This window comes from Armatimonadota bacterium, assembly GCA_022563855.1.
GTDB lineage: Bacteria > Armatimonadota > Fimbriimonadia > Fimbriimonadales > Fimbriimonadaceae > JADFMN01.
Window position 1 is genome coordinate 230,203 of the sequence record JADFMN010000001.1, and the last position, 22,754, is coordinate 252,956.

The 22,754-nt window shown below is 58.5% G+C and carries 21 protein-coding genes; 6 read left to right on the plus strand and 15 right to left on the minus strand.

Going from position 1 to position 22,754, the window contains the following annotated elements; genetic code table 11:
* Window positions 1-246: 246 nt before the first annotated feature.
* Window positions 247-3,195, plus strand: a complete 2,949-nt coding sequence (locus tag IH944_01045; protein ID MCH7903133.1) for a hypothetical protein — start codon at window positions 247-249, stop codon at window positions 3,193-3,195.
* Between the two features lie 4 nt (window positions 3,196-3,199).
* The gene (era, locus tag IH944_01050) at window positions 3,200-4,099 is read left to right on the plus strand and encodes a GTPase Era (GenBank protein ID MCH7903134.1); all 900 of its coding nucleotides are present in this window, start codon (window positions 3,200-3,202) and stop codon (window positions 4,097-4,099) included.
* Between the two features lie 118 nt (window positions 4,100-4,217).
* On the opposite strand, the gene IH944_01055 is transcribed toward era, so the two are convergent.
* The 6 genes from IH944_01055 to IH944_01080 all read right to left on the minus strand — a co-directional run bounded on the left by IH944_01055 (window position 4,218) and on the right by IH944_01080 (window position 9,880).
* The gene (locus tag IH944_01055; protein MCH7903135.1) at window positions 4,218-5,192 is read right to left on the minus strand and encodes an endonuclease/exonuclease/phosphatase family protein; all 975 of its coding nucleotides are present in this window, start codon (window positions 5,190-5,192) and stop codon (window positions 4,218-4,220) included.
* Between the two features lie 121 nt (window positions 5,193-5,313).
* On the minus strand, window positions 5,314-7,479 hold the full coding sequence (gene feoB, locus IH944_01060) for a ferrous iron transport protein B (protein ID MCH7903136.1): 2,166 nt from the start codon (window positions 7,477-7,479) through the stop codon (window positions 5,314-5,316).
* Window positions 7,480-7,719 (minus strand): ferrous iron transport protein A, encoded by a 240-nt coding sequence (locus IH944_01065; GenBank protein MCH7903137.1) that lies wholly within the window; start codon window positions 7,717-7,719, stop codon window positions 7,480-7,482.
* 98 nt (window positions 7,720-7,817) lie between these two features.
* Window positions 7,818-8,579: a hypothetical protein gene (locus IH944_01070; protein MCH7903138.1), complete on the minus strand. Its 762-nt coding sequence runs from the start codon at window positions 8,577-8,579 to the stop codon at window positions 7,818-7,820.
* 6 nt (window positions 8,580-8,585) lie between these two features.
* Window positions 8,586-9,119, minus strand: coding sequence for a cob(I)yrinic acid a,c-diamide adenosyltransferase (locus IH944_01075; protein MCH7903139.1), 534 nt, complete (start codon window positions 9,117-9,119; stop codon window positions 8,586-8,588).
* Entirely contained in the window at window positions 9,116-9,880 is a 765-nt protein-coding gene (locus IH944_01080) for a WecB/TagA/CpsF family glycosyltransferase (protein MCH7903140.1), read from the minus strand. The genes IH944_01075 and IH944_01080 overlap by 4 nt, the downstream gene beginning before the upstream one ends.
* Before the next feature lie 184 nt (window positions 9,881-10,064).
* On the opposite strand from IH944_01080, the gene IH944_01085 reads away from it, so the two are divergent.
* Window positions 10,065-12,404: a thioredoxin family protein gene (locus IH944_01085; protein ID MCH7903141.1), complete on the plus strand. Its 2,340-nt coding sequence runs from the start codon at window positions 10,065-10,067 to the stop codon at window positions 12,402-12,404.
* Window positions 12,401-13,225 carry a 3-deoxy-8-phosphooctulonate synthase gene (kdsA, locus tag IH944_01090; protein ID MCH7903142.1) on the plus strand — a complete coding sequence of 275 codons (825 nt, stop codon included), beginning with the start codon at window positions 12,401-12,403 and terminating at the stop codon, window positions 13,223-13,225. Before IH944_01085 ends, kdsA begins: the two co-directional genes overlap by 4 nt.
* Window positions 13,226-13,585: 360 nt before the next feature.
* Here kdsA and IH944_01095 read toward each other — a convergent pair whose 3' ends face one another.
* Both IH944_01095 and IH944_01100 read right to left on the minus strand, forming a co-directional pair.
* Window positions 13,586-14,491 carry an acetylxylan esterase gene (locus tag IH944_01095; GenBank protein MCH7903143.1) on the minus strand — a complete coding sequence of 302 codons (906 nt, stop codon included), beginning with the start codon at window positions 14,489-14,491 and terminating at the stop codon, window positions 13,586-13,588.
* Complete coding sequence (locus IH944_01100; protein ID MCH7903144.1) at window positions 14,488-14,727, minus strand: NIL domain-containing protein; 240 nt, start codon at window positions 14,725-14,727, stop codon at window positions 14,488-14,490. Before IH944_01100 ends, IH944_01095 begins: the two co-directional genes overlap by 4 nt.
* Before the next feature lie 132 nt (window positions 14,728-14,859).
* On the opposite strand from IH944_01100, the gene IH944_01105 reads away from it, so the two are divergent.
* The gene (locus tag IH944_01105) at window positions 14,860-16,017 is read left to right on the plus strand and encodes a 2-isopropylmalate synthase (GenBank protein MCH7903145.1); all 1,158 of its coding nucleotides are present in this window, start codon (window positions 14,860-14,862) and stop codon (window positions 16,015-16,017) included.
* Between the two features lie 14 nt (window positions 16,018-16,031).
* Entirely contained in the window at window positions 16,032-16,544 is a 513-nt protein-coding gene (locus IH944_01110) for a hypothetical protein (protein MCH7903146.1), read from the plus strand.
* A 187-nt stretch (window positions 16,545-16,731) separates the two neighbouring features.
* Here IH944_01110 and IH944_01115 read toward each other — a convergent pair whose 3' ends face one another.
* From IH944_01115 to IH944_01145, 7 genes are all read right to left on the minus strand, one after another.
* Window positions 16,732-17,289, minus strand: a complete 558-nt coding sequence (locus IH944_01115; protein MCH7903147.1) for a transposase — start codon at window positions 17,287-17,289, stop codon at window positions 16,732-16,734.
* Window positions 17,290-17,642: 353 nt separating this feature from the next.
* Window positions 17,643-17,915, minus strand: coding sequence for a hypothetical protein (locus IH944_01120; protein ID MCH7903148.1), 273 nt, complete (start codon window positions 17,913-17,915; stop codon window positions 17,643-17,645).
* Window position 17,916: 1 nt separating this feature from the next.
* Window positions 17,917-18,162 carry a hypothetical protein gene (locus tag IH944_01125; protein ID MCH7903149.1) on the minus strand — a complete coding sequence of 82 codons (246 nt, stop codon included), beginning with the start codon at window positions 18,160-18,162 and terminating at the stop codon, window positions 17,917-17,919.
* A 75-nt stretch (window positions 18,163-18,237) separates the two neighbouring features.
* On the minus strand, window positions 18,238-19,599 hold the full coding sequence (locus IH944_01130) for a C1 family peptidase (GenBank protein MCH7903150.1): 1,362 nt from the start codon (window positions 19,597-19,599) through the stop codon (window positions 18,238-18,240).
* A 9-nt stretch (window positions 19,600-19,608) separates the two neighbouring features.
* A complete protein-coding gene (locus IH944_01135) occupies window positions 19,609-20,127 on the minus strand; it encodes a GNAT family N-acetyltransferase (protein ID MCH7903151.1) in 519 nt (172 codons plus the stop codon).
* Between the two features lie 372 nt (window positions 20,128-20,499).
* Complete coding sequence (rpsT, locus tag IH944_01140; protein MCH7903152.1) at window positions 20,500-20,769, minus strand: 30S ribosomal protein S20; 270 nt, start codon at window positions 20,767-20,769, stop codon at window positions 20,500-20,502.
* Window positions 20,770-20,840: 71 nt separating this feature from the next.
* A complete protein-coding gene (locus tag IH944_01145) occupies window positions 20,841-22,664 on the minus strand; it encodes a hypothetical protein (protein ID MCH7903153.1) in 1,824 nt (607 codons plus the stop codon).
* Window positions 22,665-22,754 lie beyond the last annotated feature (90 nt).

Sequence of the window (22,754 nt, forward strand, 5' to 3'; positions counted from 1 at the left end):
GAGTCCGCGATTCTGTCATACTTGAGCCGTAGGCACCGGCCAAGGTTCGCCGCGAGGCAGAGAGCAACCTAGACTTTAGCCCCCTCGTTCACGATCCCGGCGCCGAAAAAAACTATGCCTGGCAAGAACGACGAACAATCCACTCCGGCTTTAGGAAAAGGCAAAGCACGGAGTTCAAAGGCTTCCCCGCCCTCCAGTGAGGAGCCGCAGCCAACGAAGTCCACAAAGCGCAAGAAGCCGTCGCTGTTGTCCGAAGGGGGACCACTGGGCGTTCTTTTCCGTCGATCACGCAAGCAAGACGACGCTGGCGACGATTCTGTGTCAGCGGACGATGCAACGCCAAAGGAACAGGCAAAGACACCCTCTCGCGCAAAAGCACGAAAGGCGACGCGCAAAAAGACAACCGCCAAAAAACCAACCGTCCGCAAGAAGACCAGTAGGGGCAAAAAGCTGACGCGCGAAGAACAAATTCTGGCAAACATCTCCTGGCGACCGGCCTCGGCAGAACCTGAGTCAAAAGAAGAGCCCGCATCGAAAGAGTCTGCCCGGGCACCCTCTAAGAAGAGGACGCCAAGCACCGAGGGCAAGACCCAGCTCGCCGCGCTTATAGAAGGCGAGAAACCAACTAAGCCGAAGAGCACGCGACAAGTCTCAGACGAAAAGAAGCCATCGACGCCGCGCAAGACCACTGCTCGCGCAAAGTCCGTTCCAGACAAGCAGATGCGTCCGAAGCGCGAGCCGGTACCGACGCCCGAGGATGCAGCGCAAGTAGTGCTTCACCGCGGACGGCCCGTGATCGTCTTTAAGAAGCAGATTATTCCGCCGATCAGCTTCTACGCCGCCGCCGACTCGGACGAGAAGTTTAAGACCGTGCTCGAGCAGATTCAGCTTGCCTCCGAAGGCGGCGTCCATCTGTTTTCAATCCTCGTCAAGTTCCAGGTCGATTCGACTGGCGTCAAGAAGGCTGTCGACGAGATCGTCAAGCGCAGCAAGGCGATTCTCAAGGTCGATCCGGACGCGAAGATCGTGCCCCGGTGCATGTTCGTCGCACCTGACGACTGGCGCGAGGCTTACAAGAACGCTCGCTACGGCAAGCAGACCGAGCCCAGCATCTGCGACGACGAGTATTGGGGCGCTGCCGGCAAATACCTGACTCAGTTCGTGCGAAAGCTCCAAAAGAGCGCCGTGGCCAAGAGCATCCTTGGACTGCACATCGACCGCGACCAGTGGTATCACTCAGATTCATCGGCGTACGACAACTCCCCTGCCGCGAACAAGGAGTTCCAGATCTGGCTGCGGCACCGCTACAGCGACGACGTCGTGTCGTTGCGCGCCGCCTGGTACGACGGTTCTATCGAGTTCAGCTCTGCTGCGGTGCCGGAACACACCGAGGCGAGAGCCGGCGAGGAGTTTGTTCGGACTGGGCGCAAGGCTAGGCGCTGGGTCGACTATCACCTTTTTCTGAGCGACATCACTTTTGATCGCATCGCCGAACTCGCGCATATTATAAAGCTGGCCAGCGACGGCAGATTCATGGTGGGCGTCAGCTACGGCTACACGTTTGAATGGTCTCACCCGGCGAGCGGGCATCTCTCCTTGGGGAAGCTGCTCCGGTGCCGGGAGATCGACTACGTTGCGGGACCGCCCAGCTATCGCGGAAGAAGCCCGTCCGGTTCTGCGGCGTTTCCTGGGCCGATCGACAGCTTTGCGCTGAACGGAAAGCTGTTTATGAGCGAGCAGGACTTCAAGACTCCGATCAGCGGCCAGCAAGAGCCTGACGACTCCAACCCAGTCATGAAGACTCCTCAGGCGCTGGAGAGCGTGCATTGGAGAGGCGCTGGAGCCGCGCTCGCGCACGATGCAGGCGTCTGCTGGATGGACAGCTGGGGCGGCGGTTGGCTCAACTCCGCTGCGATCTGGGACCGCGCCGGTCGTGTTCGCCAGGAGATGATTCAGCGGATTGTGGTCCCGAACACCCCCCCGGACGTCGCGGTCTTCGTAGACGAGCGATCACTCGCGTACCTCGTCGACGAGAAGGCGTTCGAGGTTCTCGTGCAAGACGTCCGCGAACAGATATTGCGCAGCGGAATGAGCGTCGGATTCTATCTGCTCAGCGATCTCGCGCATCGCGAGAACTTTCCCGACGCGAAGCTCTACGTCTTCCTCAACGCCTGGGACATGCGGCCTGAAGTCCGCACAGCGATCAAGACCCGCTTGCAAAGGGATGGAAAGGTTTTATTCTGGCTGTACTGCGCGGGGCTGTTTGAGGCAGGTCGAGAGTCTCTGGAGAGGCTCAGAGAGGTTACCGGCATCGCTATCAAGCCCCAGCCGTTTCACTCCAAGTCGGGGACGACGCTGGTCAATATGCGCGATCCGCTCTGCTCCGCGCTTCCCGCCGAACGTGTCGCCGACGGCGGGGAGTTAGAGCCGAGCTACTATGCTATTCCCGAAGAAGGAACGGTCCTTGGCGAATACACTCAGACCGGCCTTGCGAGCTATCTGATCAAGGAGGCAGACGCGGACGGAAAGCCCGAACTCGCTTGGACGTCTGTGTTTCTCGGAGAGCCGGTCGTTTCTCCCGGATTCTTCCGGGCGCTCGGCGAACTTGCGCACGTGCACATTTGGAACTTTGACGACGACGTGCTGCACGTTCGTCCACCGTTCCTGACTGTTCACTGCAAGGGCGCAGGAGATCGGACGATCTTCTTGCCGCAAGGCTGGGCGGCGTACAACGTCTTAGGCAAAGATTGGGAAGAGCTTGATTCAAACAGTTTGAGGTTTTCCGCCATGGACGGCAGTACGCACGTCTTCCTCGTCGGCGTCAAGGCCGATCTAGAGGCGATGCTACAGGTCAATCCGAAAGACGTTCTGACTGTAGATTCGATCGAGCGAGGAGACGACGACGGCGCGGATCGGCACCACGCTCAGTTCGACGTACAGATAATGAAGCTGGACGAGTGGGTGGAAGCCAGTTGGACTGACGACATGGCGGACGATCTTTTGATAAAACCCTCGATGCTCGAAGTGGATGATGAGGAGCCCCAAACGGAACTCCACCGAGGCAGACGTCGAAAGCGCGACAGAAGAAGAAGGCCGAGGGAAACCGTTCCGTTCACAGATCGGCGCGAAGGTGCTGATCGCGACAGCGATCCGGCTGACGTAGGCGTCAACGTCATGTTCCGAAAGCGGGAGTAATCGGGTGGGTCACAGGTCAGGAACGGTGGCGGTCGTCGGCAGGCCGAACGTCGGCAAGAGCACCATCATCAACGCGCTGGTCGGCCAGAAGGTCTCTATCATCTCCGATAAGCCGCAGACAACGCGCAACAGGCTGCTCGGCATTGCAACCGATCCGGATTGGCAGATCGTATTCGTCGATACGCCCGGCATACACAAACCGAAGCATCGACTCGGTCGGGCGCTCAACGACGTCGCCAAACAGTCGATGTCCGGCGTCGATGCGCTCTTGATGGTCGTTGATATCAGTCGTGCTCCCGGTCCGGGGGACAGGATGATCGCCGATTGGACGTTGCAATCAGATGGCGAAATCGGAATCACGCCTCGCCGAATCCTCTGTCTGAACAAAATGGACCTCCTCAAGGCGAAAGACGTGGAGGCCCGATACGAATCGTATCAGGCGATGTTCCAGCCGGACGAGATTATGATGACGAGCTGCACGCGCGTTCAGAACCTTGATCTGCTGACCGGGCTGCTCGTAGCTTCGCTGCCTGAAGGCGAGCCGCTGTACGACGATGACTCCGTTACGGATCAGAGCGTCCAATTCTTGGCGGCCGAGATGGTTCGCGAGAAGCTCCTTCACGCCACGCGCGAAGAGCTGCCGCACGCTATTTCAACTTACGTCGAGAGTTGGGAGGAGGAAGACGGATTGGTGGACATCTCGGTCGTCATCCTCGTGGAGCGAGATAGCCAGAAGGCGATCGTGATCGGCAAGAAAGGCCAGATGCTCAAGAAGGTCGGATCGCTTGCGCGTATAGAGATCGAGGAGATGATCGACTGCAAGGTTTTCCTATCGCTCTTCGTGAAGGTGCGGACCGATTGGCGGCAGAACCCGCGGATCCTGAAAGAGCTTGGCTATCTTTAGGGCGTCGCCCACTTTGTTGACGACTACTTCGTTGTCGCCTGGTCGTCGTCTGCCTACGGCGTCGTCTTAAGCACTACAACCCGGCGACGACTTAGCGGCCACCAGGCGTCGCCTGAATCTATCTTTGAACGTCGAACCAGGCCTCCACCATGCGATGATCCGAGTACTTCGTCTTCTTGACCTTGGCGAGCTTTGGTCTCAGCTCGCCCGACGCCCAGATCCTGTCTATACGCACGACCGGCGCTGAGTTGAGCATCGTCGCGTACCAGCCCCTTCCAGCAGCCGACCAGGCGTCTTGCAGCCCTGCATGCTCAAGTAGGGCCGTCACGTTTCGGACGGGAACGACGTTGAAGTCCCCTCCTAATATGAGCGGTCGTTCGGAGCGGACTTTATCCACTGCCGTCCATATTTCAGCAAGCTCGGCCCTATGCCGCCTGCGGTCCTCGGCATACGCCCGCCAGCAGTTCGGGTTCCAGTAATCCATCCTCAGCACAGGTGGAACCATGCGCAGGCTCACGATGTCGAGTTGCAGATCGTCGCCGCGCGAAAACCGCACCATCGTGAAGTTCTGTTCTTGCAGCACGACCGTTAGGTCTCCCCGTGCGATCACCGATGCATCGATTCCGGAAACGACGCTGTAACCGTCGGGCAAGTCCGCCACCAAGTCCTGAAGCTCATCGGGGCCCGGGCTCTCCTGCAGCAGCACGATGTCGGCGCCGGTGTCTACTGCCTCACGCACTGCTTCCAGCATTCCGCCGGCACAGTTGAGCGTGACGACGTGAAGCTCGGTACTCGGTACAGAATGCGGGACGATCGCGCGCCATTCGTCACCGTAGGCCAAGAGGAACGCGACCCACGGCACGACCGGGATCAGGGCGATCTTCCGCCAGGTTGAGGGGCGCCGCAAGAGAGGAACTATCAGCCAGATGACCGCTGTGACGCCAGGAGGCCATACAGTCCATGCTGCCAGAGCGTCCGGTTGAAAACCGTAAACAGCGATCGCGATGAGCGCGACCAGGAACGATATCAGCGGCCAAACGACGACCCAATCTAACTTTTGGCCTTTGTCCTCGCGCTTGGTTCGCAGCCACATGACTTTCCGCATCCGTCGTCACCGTCGCCTTTCGAGCCAAACTGCTTGGCGAGCAACCTGAACACGTAGTATCCGGCCCCCAGAACGGCCACGGCTACTACAGCTATCTCTACGCCGGACATCAGCCGAACACCTTGCCCAGTTGGTGAATCGCGACGGACAGGAGGTACGCAAGCACTGTCATGTAGATGAACGACGCGACAGGCCACTTCCAACTGTTCGTCTCCCTCTTGATCGTCGCAAGCGTAGCCGCGCACTGACAGCAGAGGGCGAAGAACACCATGAATCCCACGGCAGTCCACGGCGTCAACAGCTGCCTGCCGTCCGGCCACGTCGCACCGCTGATCGCCGCGCGCAGGTCTCCCGATTCTGCGTCGATGTCACCTCCCAGGCTGAAGATGATCCCTAGCGCGGGGATCACGACTTCCCTGGCCGGAAACGCTGCGAGTATCGCCGTAGTCAGTCGCCAATCAAACCCCGCCGGCGCAAAAACCGGCTCGATACTGCGCCCGAAGCGACCGAGATACGAATCTCGGTTCTGTCTATGTGCCACGTAGTTGTCCCGGGTGATGCTGGAATCCTCGGCCAAACGCAGCGCATCGTAGTCAACGCTGTACTGGGCCATCTTATCCGCTGGCCGCGGAAAGTACAGCAGCGCCCAAATCAAGACGGACATGGCAAAGATGATCGTCCCAGCCGTCTGAAGAAAAACCCTGGCGCGGGAGTACAGCGTGAGCCAAACATTGCGCCACACCGGCATCTGATAGCGCGGCAGCTCCATCAAGAACGGAGGCCTCTTCCCTTTCAGGATCTTGCGGTTCAGAAAGAGGACTACTGGCACGGCGACGATGACGCCGACGAAGTGCATGCCGAACAACGCCATGCCTGCCCAAGCTGCGCCGAACTGTGGCTCGATGAAGGCGCCGATGATCAGCACGTACACCGGTAGACGGGCGCTACAGCTCATCAGAGGAGCGACCATGATCGTCGCAATGCGGCTCTTCTCATCCGGCATGACCCTGGCGGCCATGATCCCCGGAATGGCACACGCAAAGCTGGAGAGCAGCGGAATGAAGGCGCGGCCGTTGAGTCCCGTCCAGCCCAGAAGACGATCCATCAGAAACGCAGCGCGGGCCAAGTATCCGCTGCCCTCGAGCACAGCGATGAAGAAGAACAGGATGCAAATCTGAGGAAGGAAGATGAGAACAGAGCCGATGCCCCTGATAACCCCGTCCGTCACAAGCGATTGAACGGTCGGCATCGATGCCAGCAACGGATCTATGACAGTAATCAGGTAGGCGATTCCGCTGTCGATCCAACCCATCAGCGGCGCGGCAACGGTGTATATCGACTGGAAGACCAAGAACATCACCGCAGTGAAGATGACGAGTCCAAACACTCGGTGAGTCAGTATCGAGTCGATTTTGGCCGATGTCGTCACGCGCTCATCGGCTTCTACGTCGATCGCCTTTCTGGCGACCGATGCGCTCCAGGCATACCGCGCCTGGGCGTCAATGGTCTTCCCTTGGGCTTGCTTTCCCAGCACCGACCGCTGTTGCTCTGCCAGCACGGCAGCCAATTTCGGGCTCGCCTCGATGGTCTCGTCAAGCCAGCTTTGTGTGGCCAGGAGGGCTCCGCGCAGCTCTGACTCAACAGCATCGCGGCCCTCGGCTTCGAAGGCGTCTGCCAGAGCACGTACACCTCGGTTGACCACCTCTGGATATCCGATCGCTATAGCCGGAGCTTGGGCGGCGCTCAGGCTCTCGTCTATTGCGAGCTTCAGCTCTTCGAGTCCGCCGCCCTTGTGCGCTAAGACTTGGACAACGGGAACGCCCAGCAGTTCGGCGAGTTTCGGAACGTCGACGGAGCGCGAATCTCTCGCCAGAACGTCGACCATCGTCAGTGCGACGACGAGTGGGATCCGTAGTTCGGCCAGCTGGCTGAAGAAGAATAGGTTCCGCTCCAGATTGGCGGCATCGATGACACACACCAGCAAGTCCGGCTTTGTGCCGTCGTAACCGGACTGAATGACTGCAGCTGCGACGTCCTCGTCCATCGAGAGCGGCGTCAAGCTGTAGAGCCCCGGTACATCGACGCAAGTCGCCTTCGTGCCGTCGAACTCGACCGTTCCCGTGACCTTCTCGACAGTCACGCCGGGGTAGTTGGCGATTCTCTGATTTGATCCCGTAAGGAGGTTGAAGAGGCTAGACTTGCCAGCGTTCGGATTGCCGACAAGCGCGATCAGCGGGTGTCTTTCAGCAACCGATTTTTCGCTTAGAGTCAACACTTACTCAACCGGTTCGATTCGCAATCCATCGCTCTCGCTCCGGCGCAAACAGAGCTGATGCCCTCTCAAGCGAATCTCGACAGGATCGCCGAGCGGAGCGACTTTTGTCACGACGAACTCGGTGCCCGGAGTCAAACCCATTTCCAGAAGCCGAAACGAGTGCGCGGTCGATTCTGCGACAGAGTGAACGCGCGCCTTCATGCCCTGGCGAAGTTCTTTGAAACCGAAGGCTGAACTCATTAGTGGTGCCTCAAAGTAAGTTTAATCTTACTCTAAAAAGTGTATTAGTCGCAACTAAACCTCTGTCGGCTGTGAGGCGACTGGGTCTATCCGCCGCACTAGCCCGCTTTCTTGGAAAGCCGGAACAGCTTGTCGTCAGGTTTAGCGTTGATATTCACCTTGACGACTTCGTCTGTGACCAGTTGATGGACCCGCCCTTGGAGAGCTGTATCCTCCGACATTCGGTACCGAACAAGCGTGTAGTCCGGCGCGATCCACAGTTCGTACAGCCCGGTTGGCGGCCCGGCTGGCCGTGCCCGCCATTTGCCCGAGACCACCCAGTGTTTCAGCTCGCCTCCCTCCATTACGGGCTTGATTCCAGTGACCTGCCGCAACTGCCTTTTCAGGTGGTCAAGGTGCGTTTTCTCACCGACGACGATGTCCATCGCCACAGACATCGCAAGGGACTTGGAGGCCGCGTTGTAGATCTCCGCGAACGAAAGAACGTACGGTTCGCCGGTTGTCGAACTTCGGCCAGCAACGGGTTCGACAAATAGAGTCTTGTCCTCTTGCCCCTTAATCCCACGTCGCGGTGCAGTGAACGCAAAGTGCTTTCCATTGCTGATCAGCAGCAGCGTCTTGCGGCTACCGGTCAAGAAGTTCTGAACGACGTAAATCTTCTTGGCAGAGCGTTCGTACTGAATGTCGATCCTAACCTCGACTTTGCTGTTGACCAACGACGTCGACTGCTCAACAACGCCTTTGAGGGTCTTGGCTGCGGAGTACTTGGCCATCATTCGCGAAATCGTTTCAGCTCCGCTCTGCGTTGCGTGAGCCGGGCTCGTTGCCATTACGACCGTTAAAGTGGCGATTGCCAACATTCTCTTCTAGTTCCTCTTCCAGATTATATCAGGTTGCCCTGCCTCGTGGTTCGCGAACCTGGCGGCCATGAACAGCCAATCCGATAAGCGGTTCACAAACGATAGAACGGCCGAGTCAACCTGAGAGTTCGTCGAATATCGAACGATGGACCGTTCTGCTCGCCTACAGACCGTTCTGGCAACGTGCAGATCCGCTGCCAGTCTGCAACCACCCGGCAGGATAAAGTTCTTAAGCGGCTGCATTTTGGCATCGTGTTCGTCCATCCACCGCTCCATGTCGGCAGTGAGATCGGCGAGCTTCGGGAGGGATTCGCCCGAGCCCGTCGAAATCTCAGATCCAAGCTCGAAGAGCGCAGGCTGCAGCTTTTGCAGCCACGTGTGGACTGCCGAACCCTCGGAGTCGACGATGGCTGACCCGATGCTAGCGTTCAGCTCGTCAACCTCGCCCAACAACTCACAGATCGGATCAGATTTGTTCACCCTCGCGCCACCCGGGAGACCTGTCTGTCCGCCATCGCCAGTCTTGGTGTAGATCTTCATCGCCCGTACCTCAAGACAAGGCGGACGAAGCGGGGCAACAGGGCGACCTTCCTCACCTTGCCAGGGTTCTGCAGGAGTCGCCACACCCACTCGAGCTTCAGCCTTCTGACCAGGCGAGGCGCCCGTCGAACCTTTCCGCTAAAAACGTCGAGCGACCCGCCAACGCCCATCGAGACTTTCGCACGAATGATATCAGCTGTTCGAGAGATGAACATCTCCTGCCTCGGTATGCCCATTGCGACCAGCAAGACGTCCGGTTTGAGCGGCGCGATCTCCGCCGCGACCAGCTCGTCATCCTCGACCGGAAAATAGCCGTGCCGCGTACCGACGATCTGGATGCCCGGATGCTGCAGCCTCAGTCGCTCTGCGGCCCTGTCGGCTATCCCGGGCTGCGCTCCAAGGAGGAACACTCTGTACCCCTTTAGCGACGCCAGCCGACATATTTGAAACGCTAGGTCCACGCCGCTTACCCGTGAAATTCGCTGGCCTGTCAGCTTGCGCACCGCCCAAACAACGCCTGCGCTATCGGCGGTGACAAGGTCGGCGGATTTGTAAAGCTGTAGCAGGGCGTCGTTGCTCTGCGCCAGGACAAAACCCGACGAATCAGCCGTGACGATCGCATGCGTGGACTCGGTTCTCAGGAAGTCGTCAACGCGCCGGACAGTCGCTTCCAGGTCGAGCGTGCTGACCTTTACGCCCAAAACGTCTGCCGTTGGCAGCTCGGCTTGCTCAGCTACGATTGAAGTCGGCGTCACGTCCATTCAATTGTACCGCTGTGGGTTAGACGCCTGAACTCTATAATAGTAGCGTAGAATAGATAGCAGGGCCGCTTGAGTGCAATCTAAGCGTCCCACGCCGTTGTACTCGGGTTGGCGTTTTGCCTGGAACCAAGACCGATGAACTGAAGTTGTTAAGCAGTAGCCCCAAAAAGCCACAAACACCGCTATGAAGAGAATCGTCATTGTCCTCCTCGCCGCCTTCGCCGCAGCGTACGCTTTCGGCCAGGACATCCCTGAGCCTAAGATCGAACTGCTTATTCCTGACCCTTCGGTCAACGCAGCAGGTGAAGTTGCCGGTACGGTGAGGATTACGTTCGCGCCTGGGTATCACGGTTACCAGAACCCCCCGACAGACGCGATGACGCTGCCAGTGGAGATCAAGCAGGTCGACGGCACGCCGATCAAGTTTATCTCGTACCCAACCGGCGCGATGAAGATGTTCGCCGGCGACTTGCACGCGATGTACGTGGGACAGACTGATTTTCCAGTCGTATTCGACGCGTCGGGAATGGCTGGCGACGTCACGTTCAAAGTCGACGTTTTCTATCAGCAGTGCGATGAGCTGAACTGCTTCATGCCGACGACGGTTCCGCTTGCACTTACCGTAGCTCTGAAACCGTTTCTGCCAGTCTTCGGTCAGCTCGGAACAAGGTCGGCTGAACCGCCGGAGCCTGTGGAGCGAGATGTCGTTGCGGATCCACCGCCACACCCGAAGGCCACGATCACGTTCCTTTCCGATTCCGTCCTCGCCGGGAGCGAGTTCCCAGCTACGGTGACCCTCACTTTTGACCAGGAAACGGTCAGGTTCACAATCGACCAGTTCGTAATCGACTTGCTTGCCTCAGGCAGCTCACTCGGCGGGACGACCGATGCTCTCAAAACGGGCTCACTCGGCAATTCTATGGAGATTATCGGAACGGACGGCACCGATTTGGTGAGCGTTGAGTACCCAGAAGGCGAGATCTCATTTGCCTCTGAAATCTATATACAAGAGCATTCCTCGGTCATTGAGATTCCGGTTGTATTGCGCGCCATGTCCTCCGAGGGCGTTCAGCAAGTCAGCCTCGAAGTGCGGTACCAGTTAACCGGCGAAAACACGCAGTATCCGCCACAGTCCTTCCTGGTCACGGCGTCGATCGATGTTGTGGAGGCAGTCGATGTAGAAGCGCCCGCTGCTACAGGCGCGGACAGCAGCTCGAGCTCTTGGCTGGAGAGTGCGCTCTCCAACGCGTTGGAGTCTGAGAACTGGGCGCTCATCATCCCAATCTCTCTTCTGGTTGGACTCGCCCTCTGCCTCACGCCGTGCGTCTTTCCGATGATTCCGATAACGGTTTCGTTCTTTTCCAATCAAGGGCCTACCGGCGCCGGAAAGGGTAAGAGCCTGATGCTCGGCGGGTTGTACGCGTTCGGAATCGCTGCGACTTATGGCGCCGTCGGAGGGATTTCGGCCGCTGCGGGAGGAGCCGTCGGAGACTTGTTCAAGCTCCCATGGTTCGTTCTGTTGCTCGCCGCAATCCTCATCGCGCTCGCCCTCTCCATGTTCGACGTTTACGAGATTCGTCTTCCTAACTTCATCCAGAAGAACTTGAAGGGACGCAGCGGCCCTGTCGGCGCGATCATCATGGGGCTGCTCATGGGTTTCGCTGCCGCTCCATGCGCAGGGGCGCTCGTCGGCGCTGTCGCCGTCAAGGTTGCTGACGTCGGCTCCGTCCCACTCGGAATCGGGATGTTCGCCACCATTGGGATAGGAATGGGGCTGCCCTTTATCGCTCTTGCAACTGCATCGACCGGGGCGAAGGCTTTTCCCAAGTCCGGCGGGTGGCTGAAGACCGTCAAAGCGGTCTTGGGGTTCGTCGTGCTCTACTTCGCGTTCGGCTATGTGTTCCAGGGCATCGGCTTCCGAAGCGACGAGCTGAGAACGCAGATCGGATGGATGGTCATCTACGGTGGATTCGCCGGGTACCTTCTCTTTTTCGACAAGTCTGATCCGACACGGTCGGTCGGAATCATCAAGGGCGTCACGGCGGTCGCGCTAGGGTTGTTGGGCGGGCTCGCGCTCTCGCAGTACAGAGACATCGCTCTGAAACAGAGCCTGGAGGGAGTATTCGCGAGCAATCCTGGTGAGCACGTTTCCGTGACTCCAGCCGGTGAAATCAACTGGGTGACTTTCAACGAAGAGAACTTTGAGGACGCGATGGCGTCAGGACTCCCAATCATGATCGACGGAACAGCTGACTGGTGCCCGGCGTGCCACGAGATCGAGAAACGCGTGTTCAAATCGCCCGCAGGGCTTGCCGCGCTCTCTCGCGTTTACGTGATGAAGATCGACTGGAGCACCGGCGTAGACAAGAAGTACGAGAAGATGACGAAAGAGCGTTTCAAGATCGTCGGCCTGCCGCACATCGTCTTCATGAAGCCGGGTGGCGTTGATGAGTTCGCAGTCCAGAACATTCGATCCGCAGACGAGCTAAAGGAGTACCTCGCCCGCGCTGGAGCAAAGTCTTGAACAAGGTCACAATCAAGGATTTTGAGATCGGCGGCGACACGCTGACCGTCATCGCCGGACCGTGTCTTGCGGAGTCCAAGTCGTTGTGCCTTGAGACGGCGGAGGAGCTTAAGGGCATCTGTTCACGGCTCGGATTCAACTACGTTTTCAAGGCCTCGTTCGACAAGGCGAACCGGACGGCGTACGACTCGCCGCGTGGTTCTGGTCTGGCGGATGGGCTGTCGATACTGCAGGAGGTCAGCGAGGAGCTTGGCGTACCTGTGACGACGGACATCCATCTGCCGGAACACGCGGAGCCGGCTGCAACCGTTGCCGACATGCTTCAGATTCCTGCTTTCTTGTGTCGCCAGACCGATCTGCTCGCTGCAGCGGCCGCAACTGGCCGTCCGGTCAACGTAAAGAAAGGACAGTTCCTATCGCCCCACGACGCCCGGAACCTGGTCGAGAAGCTAGAGTCGTTCGGCGCAGCGGGGATCATGCTGACGGAGCGCGGCACGACCTTCGGCTACAACAACCTCATCGTCGACATGCCCGGCCTGGAGATCATGCGCTCGCACGGGTGGCCGGTGTGCTTCGACGCGACGCACAGCGCGCAGAGACCGGGCGCCTACGGCTCGGTGACCGGCGGCGTGCGGGACTCAATACCGGCAATGGTGCGAGCAGCTGTCGCGGTCGGAATCGATGCGCTGTTCATCGAGGTGCATCCTAATCCGGACCAAGCGCTGAGCGACGCTGCGACGCAGTGGCCGCTGGATTCGGTCGAGGCTTTGTTGACGGACGCCGCGCGGATCAGGGCTGCAGTCTCGAAGCATTCGGTCTAGGAGCGGTTGGAAGTTGTCAGTTAGCAGTTGGCAGTTTGCGGAGGAAGGGTAGAGGGTCTAGGGTCTACGGGACGAATGGGGACGACCGAAATGTGTGCCGCGGTCAGACCCGCAGGGCTTGTCCGTGCAATCTAGAGCGCGCAGACTCTCAACCTCGATACGGATAGGCCCCCTCCTAACCTCCCCCGGCCACGGAAGTACTCGGCAAGGGACAGGCTGCAGGCCGGGGGAGGGATTCGAGCGACGCCTTCCAAAAAAACGAACGACAAGTTACGACAGTCCCCGATGCGGCTCGCGAGGACGCTCGCCCTCCCGGTTCATGGTTCGGAGTCCCAGCTGACAACTGCTGACTGCCAACTGCTAACCGCCCACTGAGAACTGCTTCCGCATCCACTCCCGGTTGCGCTCGACCATTGACGCGTGCCACTCGTGGCCACAGTCGACTTCGACCAGCTTTTTCTCGCCTGGCAGCGCTTCGAAGACCGACATCACCTCGTACGACTTTACCGCAGGATCGCGCAACCCGCGCGCGACGAGGGTCGGCACGTCGCAAACGGTCGCAAGGTTGACGGTGTCGAAATAAGACATCGTTCGCATCGCCTTTCGCCGGTGCTCGTCGGATTGGGCCATCCAGTCAGAGACCTCCTTCAACGGGTAGCGACGAATGTCTTTGTTGAAGACGTGCGGGCGCGCCGCCCCGAACGGCATGTCCGCGACAACGCACCGAACGGCAGGATGCATGGCGCCGAGCCAGATCGCCAATCCTCCGCCCTGAGAAAAACCGTTTGCGGAAACGCCTGACCCGAACACCTCCTCTTGCGCCAGAAGGACTTTGACCGCGATGAACGAGTCTTGGAACAGACGCCGGAAAACCCAAGTTTCCGGATCGGCGATCCCGTCTGCGAAATAACCGTGCTCTGGCTTGTACTCCTGCTCGTAGAACGCCGACTCTCCGTGATGGTTGAACGATAGGCTGCAGAAACCGCTCCGCGTACCGTACTGGTTCGGCTGCATCGACGAGCGGCCGTACGGGGTCAGCCACAGGAATCCGTTTGAACCTTCGCCGCTCTCTGGATAAGCGAACCAGCCTTGCAGCAAGTCACCCTTCACTCCGGGGAACTCGATGAGGTCGATCGTCAGGCCAAGCTGCTTGACGGTCTGTTGTCGTGTGCGCTGAAAGTCGGTCGGGGCGTCATCCGCCTCATCGACCGTGCCCCGCCAGAACGATGAAAAGTCGTCCGGCAGATACGGTGCCTGCAGGGTCATGAGCCGACGGAGCGCTGCTCAGCATCGACGTGCAAACCGGTGGTCATCAGCCAGGCAGTCGCCCGTTGGATCTCTTCGACCGGGCCATCAAGCCTGACAAGGGCCCAACCGTACTCAGCGTCGATGTTCGCCTTGATGATCGAAACCTTCAGATCGAACTCCTTGCAAAGCCGCCACACCCACGGCTCTGCGACCTGCGTTCCACGCGCTGTGAGATTTACGTCTACGATTGCCATTTAGTTGATCCAGTTCGTCGAAGTTTAGGCCCGCCCCGGCCATGGATCAGTGTACCGTGCAGCAACCTTCCTGTCAGGCCGCGTTTCGGGACGTATAATGAAGTTAGATTCTTGAGGAGGTTCACAGGACAATTGGCACAGCGCGTTGACGTTTTCGATACGACCCTGAGAGACGGCGAGCAGAGCCCCGGCGTGCGGCTCGACATGGAGCAGAAGCTCGAGATCGGGCGCATGCTGCAGGATCTCGGCGTCAACATCATCGAGGCCGGGTTTCCGATCAGCTCTCCCGGCGACTTCGAGAGCGTGAACATGCTTTCGAAGGAGCTGCGCGACGTGACGGTGTGCGGCCTCACGCGCGCCGTGCCGAAGGACATCGAGTCCGCCGCGGAGGCGTTGAAGCCAGCCGCCAGACCGCGCATCCACACCGGTCTAGGGGTCAGCAACTCGCACCTCGACCACAAGCTGAAGATGTCGAAGGAGAAGGCGCTGGAGATAGGCGTTGCGGCGGTCAAGCTGGCGCGGGGTTTCACCGACGACGTCGAATACTTCATGGAGGACTCCGGTCGCGGCTACCTCGACCACCCCGACTATCTGTATGAGGTCGCCGAGGCTATCATCGACGCGGGCGCGACGGTCGTCAACATGCCGGACACGACCGGCTATATGTTCCCCACCGAGTACCGCGACTTCTTCAAGAACATGATCGAGAACGTGCCGAACAGCGACAAGGCCGTGTTCTCGTGCCACTGCCACAACGACCTCGGAATGGCGACGGCGAACACGCTGGCCGGTGTCGTGGGCGGCGCACGGCAGGTCGAGGTCACGATCAACGGGATCGGCGAGCGCGCTGGCAACACTGCGCTCGAAGAGGTCGTGATGGCACTGCAGATTCGCGATGACTTTTTTGACCTTGAAACGACGGTTGACTCGACGAAGCTGCTGGCGGCCTCGCAGATGGTTGCGAAGCACACGGGGATGATCGTTCAGCGGAACAAGGCCGTCGTGGGCGCGAACGCTTACGCGCACAGCTCGGGGATACACCAGGACGGGGTCTTGAAGGAACGTTCGACTTATGAGATCATCGATCCGCAGCTAGTCGGTGCGGCGAAGAGCGAGATTATCCTGACCGCGCGCTCCGGCCGCCATGGCTTGCGGCATCGGCTGGGCGAGTTGGGTTTCAACTTCCCCGAGGCCCGGTTCGAGGAGATCTACGAGAAATTCCTCGAGGTCGCAGACACGAAGAGCGAAATAGGGGATGGCGATTTGAGGGAGTTGGTCGAGACGGCGTAGCTACTTGTTCTGGAATGAGTGATCTGCCCCCTGAATCAGAATCAGGAACGGAGACCGAGCACTCTAGCGTCGATATCGCGGATCCAGAACAAACTGTTAAAGCACCACCCATATCGCGCGAGCATCTTCGCCTGGCCAAGCAGTCGAAGAAGATGCGTCTCAGGTTCGTAATCTACGCAGGTTTTATATGGGCACCGTATGCCGTATCGTTGTTCTTGCCGGTAATCGAAGGTAGCGAAATGACCGGCTGGTTTGCACTAAGTAGCGGCTGGATGAGCCCGCTGGTCGTCCCCTGGTCCGCAAACTGGGTGCTACTATGGGGATGGTTTGCGTTGCGGAAGCGTAAGTATTCTCGCGCTAAGAATCTTGGTTATTTGGCCACTGCACTCGCGTTGACGACCATCGCGTTGTTCGCAAAAGGACAGGACGAACTGGGAAGCGGCTACACCCTTTGGCTAATCAGCTGCGTGGCACTTACAGCTATTGCAAGTTTCGAGTGCATGCGGGAGAGTAACGAATGGGCCTAGAATTGCGGACAGGCTATCGGGCGAACAAGCGTTAGGAACTCCAGCCAAGAGTATGTTGGCTGTCCCAATATCGCACATAAACTGAATCAGATGCTATCACATCCGCCCGCTTTCCATGCCTCAGGACGGGCAGGTGAGAGACGGTCGCACAGCACAGGCTACGTCCTGAGGCTTAAGCGCAAGACCTTCAATCCGGTTTGACGACACTCTCTGCCACAGCCTCAAACGGCAGTCCCTTCTCCGCGCTCCATAACCCCTGCTCGAACAGTCGTGCGCTTGACCAGCGATACTCTTCGGGCCGGACAACATACTCGGCTTTGACCGGGTTTTGGTGAATGTAATCGAGCTTCTGTTCCAACATGTTGTCACCGACGATCTCCACGCTGCGGAACGACCGCTGCCAAAACGTGTTGCTGTTCAGGCCGTGTTGAGCGTCAAACTCCGCCAGATCCTCGGACGTCAAGAGGCGTGATATTGAACGACCAGCATTTGGCTTAAGCCGCTGCATAAACTTCCGAATATCCATTGTTTTAGAAAGGTGAATGACAAGGTGGACGTGGTGCGACATGACGACATATGCGTGGAGCCTTGCTTCAGCCAGCCTGCTCTCCCGTGCGATTATCCGCACCATTTCGTCACGGGGCTCGTCGCGCCTGAACGCATGCACCAAGTCGAGCACGGTGGCTGTCACAAACATCATAGTCCCAGGCTTGTCGGAATTTCGGTAGTGCCTGTATCGCACCATCGCACGAGTCTAGCCCGGATAGCCTCAGGACGTGACCTTTCTGCAACTGCTCACGTGCGGCTGGCCCGTCCTAAGGCATGAAAACGCATGCACAAAGTCGTGAACGGTACACGTCACAAACATCATCGCCCTGGCTTGTCTGAATTTCGGCAGTGCCTGTATCGCGCCATCGCTCGAGTCTAGCCGGATAGCCTCAGGACGTGGCCTTTCTGCAAGTGGTCACGTGCGGCTAACCCGTCCTGAGGCATGAAGCGCCATAATCGCACAGTGGCCGACAGACCGGGACAGATCAACCCTTTGAAGAACGGTGGCACCCTGGCCTGGAGCGACCTTGCACACTCATCTGCCGATCGCTACTCCCGTATTCGGTCCTCGACCTTCGGAGCAGGCGGAGGCAACTGATCGTGCTTCTCCAGGATCAGCTCGTTCTGCCGGTCCTGCATATCGTTCATCTGGCGCTGCAGCGCGTCGAGACGGGATAGGACTTCGTTGCTCTCCGGTGGCTCGCTGTTCTTATGGATCAGCTCCGCCATCTTTCGCTGGTGGGCGGTGAGGACAGCGACGATCGGAAGCACGACGACGAGGCCGAAGCCGATGAGTACGCCAATAATGGCTACGACGTCCACGCTAGCTTTCGATCCTCCGTTGGACCTCGGTTGTGTCGTCGAGCCGAACGATCATGTCCGTCTGGCGGTCACGCAACTCCTGGACCTCACGTTCCAGCCTCGCAATCCGCGAACGGGCCTCCTCGTCCGGCCCGGCGTTCCTGTGAATGATCTCTGCCATCTTGCGCTGGTGTTTCGTCAGTATGGCTACTACGGGAATCAGCACGAACAGCCCCGTGATGAGCACCATTAGAATTTCATCTGGCATCTGAATCCTCTATCGCGCGGGAGCCTGACTCGTTGCGGTTTCCCGAAACTACGGATCCAAATTCTTCGGCGAAAATCATGCCAGGCTGCCCATCGGATCCCACGGCTCGAGTTCTACCGGGTCTTGGTCGAGCACGGCGACGACGTCGGGGCTCAGGTACTTCTTGCTCACCACGACCTCGAAGCTGTACTCGTCGAACCACGGGTCGGACATCTGGAAGTACCCTTTGTCGCCAGGTTTGTCGCTCCACGAGTTCTCGACGCGCCACTTGCGCGGGCTCCCCGCGTCGTCCAGGTCGACGCCCGTGAAGACCATCGCGTGGTTCATCATCGAGTGGCCGTACTGCAGCCGCTCAGCCTTGCCGAGATCGATATCCTCTCCGTAGACAAGATCGAACGAGTAGAGGTCTGTGTCCATGACGCCGAGGTCCCGGTGGAGGTACTTTCCAACGTCGCAGCCGAACCAGACCGGCTCCCCGTCCTTGATCTGCTCGATCGTCGCTCGTTTCATCGTTTCGAGGTCGATGTTGACGTACGCGATGGGGTCTCCACCGACGACGTTGCCAAGGAACTTAACGGTGTACAGGCGCTTGAAGTCGTGCCCCGGTCGCGGGTCGTTGATCAGGCAGACGAGGTCGTCCAGATCGGCCTTGATGTAATCGTCGTAGAACTTCTGCGGCGTGATTTCCCCCGCCCGTTTGAACGCTTTGTCTTTATCGCGCCACTGCCACTCGAACGACGTCGGCGGCACGCCAAGGTGCACGCAGAGCATTTTGTAGACCTGTGCCATCTGCCTCATCTTCGTGTCTCGAAGCTCTTGCTGTGTCGCTCCATTCTCGCTGGCGGTGCGGAGTTTGAAGGCAAATTCCCGCAACCGCCCGGTGACTTGGCCGTTCATGGGCCGAGTGGCTGAACTGCTGTCCGTCTCTGGCATCGCAGACTGCGGCACGACGCCGTACTTCTTGATGAGGTTGACGAACATGTGCCACTGGCCGCCGTCTTGGATCGGATCCGAGAGGAGGTGGTCCAAAAGCCTGCTACCGACCGGCTCATCCAGGGTCGCGAGGATGTTCTCCAAGAAGTAGTTCGACTTCTCTAGCTTGTCGTAAAAGCACAGGTACGACTGGCTGAGCTCGAACGAATCGGAGAGGTTCATCTCCTTGATTGCCGTCACGCGGAAGGTGTTGAGCGCGGCGAAAAGCCAGCATCGGCCCGACTGCTTTTGGTGAGTTATGGCGTTCTCTTCCAGGTGATCGCTAAAGCTGTGATCGATCCTCGCCGCCACTTCGTGATTGACGGCAACCTTGGTCAGCGGGGACTGTGCTACCGCGTTCATCGCCTGCAGATTGGCGCTGTCGCCGGTGAACGCCGCCTGAAACTGATCAAGCGCTTCAGGTGTGAGTTCGGGCTTGGTGGACGTATCGAGGATCGTGCTCATGGGCACAGTCTACTCGGGCTTATCAAGCAGTGCCGAGGACTCGCCTGGCGAACTGAACTCAAAAACCGGCCCATTCCAGCTGGCTAGGCGCAGGTCATGCATCTTTCCGCCGGTGTATCGCCAGATGACCGTATGGAAAAACCTTCTCGCGATCCTGTTGTTGTCGGGGACCGGTACCTGCCACTTTCCGTGAAACGCGTTGAAGGCGATCCTCGCGATCTCCTCTCCGATGCCGAGCCGTCTGTAGCTGTTTAGAACGAAGAACTCGACTAGAGTGTGGATCGGCTCTTCGGTGACCGATTCAACATCGCGAATGAGTACGAACCCTGCTATTCTGCCCTTAACGCGTATGAAGAAGGGGTGCCGGGCCGGCTCAACCCAATAGCATTGCAGGTGCTTGTACTCATAATTGCCGCTTTCGTCGATCTCGCGCGCGTCGTACGCCGATATTTCGTGCAGGTAGATATTGAGCAAGCTCTCCAAGATCGAACGTTCATCAAGCGTGACGCGTTCGATCTTGAGCGGCATCAGGCGTACACCTGCTCGCCCCGCGCGGCTCGCCGCAGCAACGCCGCTCCGAGTGTGCAACAGCGCTCATTTCTACCGTTCGTCATTTGCTTTCTAGGATTTGTTCTTGGTGGCTGCGTGCGGTACAGGCTTCAACAGCAGGCCCGGCGGTTTCGCTCCCGAAGATCGCCTCAAAACCCCGGCCCGGAGCAATTCTAGCCTAGCATTCGTCTGCACCGCGTACAACATAGACCTCTCGCGGACCAATTCCCGCAATTATTCGGGGGCCCTCGCGCTCGAATTGACGATCATGACTGTTCAGAACCGCAGTCCTAATATGAAGAACCCCGATGCCTTGACATCGGGGTCACCTCAACCGGATCCTGACGCCGCCTACTTTTGCAATGCCTTTGCCGCAAGAGACGCGATGCGAGACTTTCTTCGCGCGGCTTGCTTCTTGTGTATCACACCGTGTTGCAAAGCCTTGTCCAAGTGCTTCTGGGCAACGATCATTTCCGCCTTGATCTTATCGGCGTCACCCTCTTCTACAGCTTGACGCACTTTCTTGATGCGCGTTTTCAGCGCAGTTCTGACCGCAAGGTTTTGAGCCCTGCGCCTTCGGATTCTCCGCACGTCTTTCTTGGACGATTTCAGGTTGGCCATTCGTTGATACTTTCCTCAGTTCGGCTTCACATTATAGCAGTTCTAGCCTGTGCGTCGCGGTCATTCGACCGTTACTTTTTAATGATGAACTTCTTCTTGGTCTTATCGAAGCCCTGCTCGACTTTCTTGTGGTCGTAGTGCCACACCGGCGAGCCGGATCTCTGGTAGAAGCACAGATAACCGCTCAACAGCGAGGCAAGCATCCTTCGGCTAGTTCGGCGAACGACGTTGACCTCCCACAGTATGGTCAGGAAGTCCGCACCCTTCGGCCAGTTGGTCATTACTTCGCGCAGCACGTCGAAACTGCTGAGACCTTTCGCCCGCCCAGCGATCTCCCTTAGAGTCTCCATCCTCTGCACACTGATGTACACGACCGGGTCGGCTTGCTCCATCCACTCGAAGTCGAACACGTTCGGCTTGCTGGTCTTGGTCAATATGAAGACGGAACCGGACTCGACCGACTGGTCGAGCCACCAGTCTATAAGGTTGAACAGCAGCCTGGCTTTGTGGTTGAGCCAAACCGACAGCTCTCGGCCGTTAGGATCGACGAAGATCAGCTCCTGAATTTTCGGCTGCGCATCGAAGAATCCGGTGTGGAACTGGGACATCGGAAACGTTCCCAATTCGCGATGAATGGATCGCAGAACGAGCCGCAGTGATTCGGGGATGGTCTTCGGCTCGGGGAGGATGTCTTCGTCCCTGACGTCGGTTGCCAGCGGGTGCATGAGGAGCTTGCGCAGTGAGCTGCTGAGTCCCTCGTCGGAAAGCTCTACGTCGATCAGCTCTCCTTCGACTTCGTCTACGTTCTTCGTCTTGACGAAACGGAACGGCGTCGGCACTTGGTTGATGAAGTCCGGGGCTGAATCCGGCTTCCTGAACCGGTCGCCGCCGACCCACCACACCTTGTCACTGTCCGCGAGGGTCGCCATGACGTTCGCCAGGTCGTCGGGGTACGTCTTGACGGCAGGGGTTATCTCGAAAACCTCTTCTAGCAGAGCGATTGCGGCGACGGACTCCTTGCTGCTCGTGACCCTCTTGATCAGAGCGCGCGCGTCCGCTGCCTTCAGCTCAAGCGGAGCGACGTCTTCGATTTCGATCGTGGGGGCGATCGACTCAGCGATTCTGACGGCGGTCTTGACCCACCTGCCGGTCGCGGACTCAGGATAAATCAGTCCGTCAGGCGAGTAAACGAAACCGGGGACGCTGAGAAGTTCGGCGTTGAACGCCCTCCATTCGTACAGTCCCAGAGCCAATGGATCCTGCGGGCTCAGCGCAAGCCAAGCGGCTGCGCCGAGCGCCTTCAATTTGACAGGAGAAACCTTCTCAAGCGCGAGCATGATGGCGTCGTCCTGCATCCAGTTGAAACGCCCGAGCTCCTGCTTTACCGCTTTGACTTGCTCTGCTGTGATCCTGTTGTCGATATAGGCGCGCTCAAGGGTTTCTTCGCTCGCAATGAAGACGATCGACGAAGGCACCAGGTCGTCGTGGCGCGTCAGGAAAATGTATCGGTCGGTGGCGGCGATCTTTCTGATGGCACGCTCGACCCACTCAGACGACCTGCCTCGGGTCCTGCTCAATTCTTGGACGGCAAGCTCGAGAGACATCGGTGCGCCGAACTTCTCGACGACGAGTTTCAGCGCTTCGTGAAACGGCGCTCCGTGGCCGGCGATCCGCGCCGCAGGCACCCACCTGCGCTCAGAGTAGGCGAACATCTCTGTGTTGGACGCCAGGAGCGATCTAACGGTCGGCAGCCCCAGACCTGAGTCCTTGAGCCGGTCCGCGATTTCGCTCGGCTTCATGACCTCGTACAGTTCGGTCAACTGCTCTAGGATCAGGCGGTCGGCGTATTCACGGGCTGATTGCTGTGCGGGCTTGAGGGTGGCTGTATCTGGCAAGGAGAGACCTCTTAGGAGCGGTTAGCGCGAACTTAAATTATGGCATATCTCTCGCCTCTGGCACGGCGTCTGTCGGGTTGCTTTCCTATC

Bases quoted from the DNA above. Each gene is read 5' to 3' on its own strand.
- IH944_01055 (MCH7903135.1), bottom strand. From the start codon at position 5,192: ATGTGGCTGCGAACCAAGCGCGAGGACAAAGGCCAAAAGTTAGATTGG.
- IH944_01065 (MCH7903137.1), bottom strand. From the start codon at position 7,719: ATGAGTTCAGCCTTCGGTTTCAAAGAACTTCGCCAGGGCATGAAGGCG.
- IH944_01070 (MCH7903138.1), bottom strand. From the start codon at position 8,579: ATGTTGGCAATCGCCACTTTAACGGTCGTAATGGCAACGAGCCCGGCT.
- IH944_01075 (MCH7903139.1), bottom strand. From the start codon at position 9,119: ATGAAGATCTACACCAAGACTGGCGATGGCGGACAGACAGGTCTCCCG.
- IH944_01080 (MCH7903140.1), bottom strand. From the start codon at position 9,880: ATGGACGTGACGCCGACTTCAATCGTAGCTGAGCAAGCCGAGCTGCCA.
- IH944_01085 (MCH7903141.1), top strand. From the start codon at position 10,065: ATGAAGAGAATCGTCATTGTCCTCCTCGCCGCCTTCGCCGCAGCGTAC.
- IH944_01095 (MCH7903143.1), bottom strand. From the start codon at position 14,491: ATGACCCTGCAGGCACCGTATCTGCCGGACGACTTTTCATCGTTCTGG.
- IH944_01100 (MCH7903144.1), bottom strand. From the start codon at position 14,727: ATGGCAATCGTAGACGTAAATCTCACAGCGCGTGGAACGCAGGTCGCA.
- IH944_01110 (MCH7903146.1), top strand. From the start codon at position 16,032: ATGAGTGATCTGCCCCCTGAATCAGAATCAGGAACGGAGACCGAGCAC.
- IH944_01115 (MCH7903147.1), bottom strand. From the start codon at position 17,289: ATGGTGCGATACAGGCACTACCGAAATTCCGACAAGCCTGGGACTATG.
- IH944_01125 (MCH7903149.1), bottom strand. From the start codon at position 18,162: ATGCCAGATGAAATTCTAATGGTGCTCATCACGGGGCTGTTCGTGCTG.
- IH944_01130 (MCH7903150.1), bottom strand. From the start codon at position 19,599: ATGAGCACGATCCTCGATACGTCCACCAAGCCCGAACTCACACCTGAA.
- IH944_01135 (MCH7903151.1), bottom strand. From the start codon at position 20,127: ATGCCGCTCAAGATCGAACGCGTCACGCTTGATGAACGTTCGATCTTG.
- rpsT (MCH7903152.1), bottom strand. From the start codon at position 20,769: ATGGCCAACCTGAAATCGTCCAAGAAAGACGTGCGGAGAATCCGAAGG.